Genomic DNA, 3,422 nt, shown 5'->3' on the forward strand with positions numbered 1-3,422 from the left:
GGCGCCGTCCATCTGGGCCGCACCGGTGATCATGTTCTTCACGTAGTCGGCGTGGCCGGGGCAGTCCACGTGGGCGTAGTGGCGGTTGGCCGTCTCGTACTCGACGTGGGCGGTGTTGATCGTGATGCCGCGGGCCTTTTCTTCCGGAGCCGCGTCGATCTGGTCATAGGCCTTGGCTTCGCCGCCGAACTTGGTCGACAGCACGGTCGTGATCGCTGCCGTCAGGGTCGTCTTGCCATGGTCCACGTGGCCGATGGTGCCGACGTTGACGTGCGGCTTGGTCCGCTCGAATTTGCCTTTTGCCATTTTTTTCGACTCCGAAAAAAGTAACGATCACTACCCAATAGAGACTGGTGCAGCCACAGCTACCTGCACCACTGTCGTGGTGCCCATGGCGGGAATCGGACCCGCGACCTCTCCCTTACCAAGGGAGTGCTCTACCACTGAGCCACATGGGCGAAATTCTTCTTGCCTGGCCGTCGCTGCGTTCGTGGAGCGGGAGACGGGAATCGAACCCGCGTCATTAGCTTGGAAGGCTAAGGTTCTACCATTGAACTACTCCCGCGTCGGGGTGGCTCAACGGCCTTTCGGCTTTCCGACCCGGGCGCCCGCTACGAACGCCTTGCTGCCACAAACTCATCAACTGACCTTTCGCCGAGCTTTCGGTGAAGAAAGCCTGGTGGAGGAGGTTGGATTCGAACCAACGTAGGCGTAAGCCAACAGATTTACAGTCTGCCCCCTTTAGCCACTCGGGCACCCCTCCGGCGAGGAACCTCGGACTATAGCACGGTTCGGACAGGCCGGCGGCCTGCCGTCCTGCACAGCCGTCGGAAGTGCTGAGGGGAGGCTGACGGCTAGCCGAACACCCCGTCGACGCCCCGCTCGGCCAGCCACTCCCGCGCCTCTCGAAAACACCCGCTGCCCAGGAAGGGCACGGGCGGGCGGCTCGCCGACAGGGGCGAGGGATGGTTGGTCTGCAACACCAGCACCTCGCGCGCGTACTGGGCCGCATGCTCGCGGATCAGGTCGGCCTTGGCCTGCGCGTGGGCGCCCCACAGCAGGTACACGCACGGCGAAGCTGTCGCTGCCACCAGCCCGAGCAGACGATCGGTGAGCGCCTCCCAGCCCTTCTTCGCATGGCTGGCCGGCTGCCCGTCCTCCACGGTCAGGCAGGCATTGAGCAGCAGCACGCCCGAGCGGGCCCAGCGGATCAGGGAGCCGCTCTCGGGCGTCTCGCCCAGCTCCTTGAAGATGTTGCGCAGCGAGGGGGGGTGCTTCACGCCCTCGGCGACCGAGAACGCCAGCCCTTCGGCCTGCCCGGGGCCGTGGTACGGATCCTGCCCGATCACCACCGCGTGCACGCTGGACAGCGGCGTGAGTTCCAGCGCCCGCAAGGGATGCGGCGGATAGATCACGGCGCCGGCGGCCAGCCGCGCCTGGATGAAATCGGCCAGCCGCCGGCCTTCCGGGCTGGCGAGGAATTCCTCGACCGCCGGGCGCCAGCCCTCGGCCAGCGGCCACTCCTGCGGCGTCCAGGCCTGCAGCCGGCGGGGCTGCGCCTGCGGCTCCAGGTCCGCCCAGGGCAGCGCGGCCTGCGTGGCGGCCTGGCCGGGCGCCCCGCCCGCGCGGGGACGACGGGAATTCGCCACGTCAGTGGAACAGCGCGGCCAGCGCCTCGCCCGGGTCCTCGGCCCGCATGAACGCCTCGCCGACCAGGAAGGCGTGCACGCCGGCAGCGCGCATCTTCTGCACGTCCTCGCGCTTCAGGATGCCCGACTCGGTCACCAGCAGCTTTTCCGCCGGCACGTCCTGCAGCATGCCCAGCGTCGTTTCCAGGCTCACCTCGAAGGTGCGCAGGTTGCGGTTGTTCACGCCCACCAGGGGTGTCCTGAGCTTCAGCGCCCGCTGCAGCTCCGCCGCGTCGTGCACTTCCACCAGCACCGCCATGTCCAGGCTGCGCGCGACGGCCTCCAGCTCCGCCATCTGCGCGTCCGCCAGGCAGGCGGCGATCAGCAGGATGCAGTCGGCGCCCATCACCCGGGCCTCGTAGACCTGGTAGGGATCGATCAGGAAATCCTTGCGCAGCACCGGCAGGTCGCAGGAGGCACGGGCCTGCTTCAGGTAGTCGGGCTGGCCCTGGAAGAACTGCCGGTCCGTCAGCACCGACAGGCAGGCGGCGCCGTGCTCGGCATAGCTCTGGGCGATGTCGGCGGGAATGAAGTCCTCCCGCAGCACGCCCTTGCTCGGGCTGGCCTTCTTGATCTCGGCGATCACGGCGGCCTGCCCGGCAGCGATCTTGCCCCGCAACGCGCCTTCGAAGTCCCGCGTCAGCACCCGGCTGAACGCATCCTCGCGCATCGCCTCCAGCGATTTCTTCTTCTTCGCGGCGGCGACTTCCTCGCGCTTGACCGCGACGATCTTCTCCAAAATATCCGACATCTCAGCTGCCCAGCGCCTTCGACACGCGCACCAGCTGCTCCACCTTGGCGCGGGCGGCACCGCTTTCGACGGCCGCGCGCGCCTTGTCGATGCCTTCGCGGATGCTGGCCGCCACGTTGGCCGCGTAGAGCGCGGCGCCGGCATTGAGCAGCACCACGTCGCGCGCCGGGCCGGCCTTGTTGTCCAGCACGTCCCGCATCATCGCCAGCGATTCCTGCGGCGTCTGCACCTTGAAGGAGCGGTTGCTCGCCATCGGCATGCCGAAGTCCTCCGGGTGGATCTCGTACTCGCTGATCTCGCCGTTCTTCAGCTCCCCCACCATGGTGGCCGCGCCGAGGCTCACTTCGTCCATGCCGTCGCGGCCGTAGACCACCAGCGCGTGCTCGGCGCCCAGGCGCTGCAGCGCGCGCACCTGGATGCCGACCAGGTCGGGGTGGAACACGCCCATCAGGATGTTGGGCGCGCTCGCCGGATTGGTCAGGGGGCCCAGGATGTTGAAGATGGTGCGCACGCCCATCTCCTTGCGCACCGGCGCCACGTTCTTCATCGCCGGATGGTGGTTGGGCGCGAACATGAAGCCGATGCCCGTCTCGGCGACGCACTTGGCGATCGCCTCCGGCCCCAGGTTGATGTTCAGCCCCAGGGCCTCCAGCACGTCGGCGCTACCGCTCTTGCTCGAGACGCTGCGGCCGCCATGCTTGCTGACCTTGGCGCCCGCCGCGGCCGCCACGAACATCGAGCAGGTGGAGATGTTGAAGGTGTGCGAGCCGTCGCCGCCGGTGCCGACGATGTCGACCAGGTGCGTCTTGTCCGCCACGTGCACCTTGGTGGAGAACTCGCGCATCACCTGCGCCGCCGCCGCGACGAACATGGAGCAGGTGGAGATGTTGAAGGTGTGCGAACCGTCGCCGCCGGTGCCGACGATGTCCACCAGGTGCGTCTTGTCTGCCACGTTCACCTTGGTGGAGAACTCGCGCATCACC

4 protein-coding genes and 3 tRNA genes are annotated in these 3,422 nt (G+C 67.7%); all 7 read right to left on the bottom strand.

Going from position 1 to position 3,422, the window contains the following annotated elements:
- The coding region (locus VFM98_RS16005) for a GTP-binding protein (RefSeq protein WP_325110898.1) at positions 1–306 on the bottom strand (306 nt) is incomplete at its 3' end.
- A 77-nt stretch (positions 307–383) separates the two neighbouring features.
- Positions 384–458, bottom strand: a tRNA-Thr gene (locus VFM98_RS16010).
- Positions 459–491: 33 nt separating this feature from the next.
- Positions 492–565 (bottom strand) — tRNA-Gly (locus VFM98_RS16015).
- Positions 566–677: 112 nt separating this feature from the next.
- A tRNA-Tyr gene (locus VFM98_RS16020) sits at positions 678–763 on the bottom strand.
- Positions 764–854: 91 nt separating this feature from the next.
- Positions 855–1,571: a uracil-DNA glycosylase gene (locus VFM98_RS16025; RefSeq protein WP_414709038.1), complete on the bottom strand. Its 717-nt coding sequence runs from the start codon at positions 1,569–1,571 to the stop codon at positions 855–857.
- Positions 1,572–1,650: 79 nt separating this feature from the next.
- Complete coding sequence (trpC, locus tag VFM98_RS16030) at positions 1,651–2,439, bottom strand: indole-3-glycerol phosphate synthase TrpC (RefSeq protein WP_325110899.1); 789 nt, start codon at positions 2,437–2,439, stop codon at positions 1,651–1,653.
- Between the two features lies 1 nt (position 2,440).
- Positions 2,441–3,422 (bottom strand): anthranilate phosphoribosyltransferase (gene trpD / locus VFM98_RS16035; protein ID WP_325110900.1); only part of this gene is annotated, 982 nt, incomplete at its 5' end.

Source organism: Ramlibacter sp. (genome assembly GCF_035706265.1).
Classification (GTDB): domain Bacteria; phylum Pseudomonadota; class Gammaproteobacteria; order Burkholderiales; family Burkholderiaceae_C; genus Ramlibacter.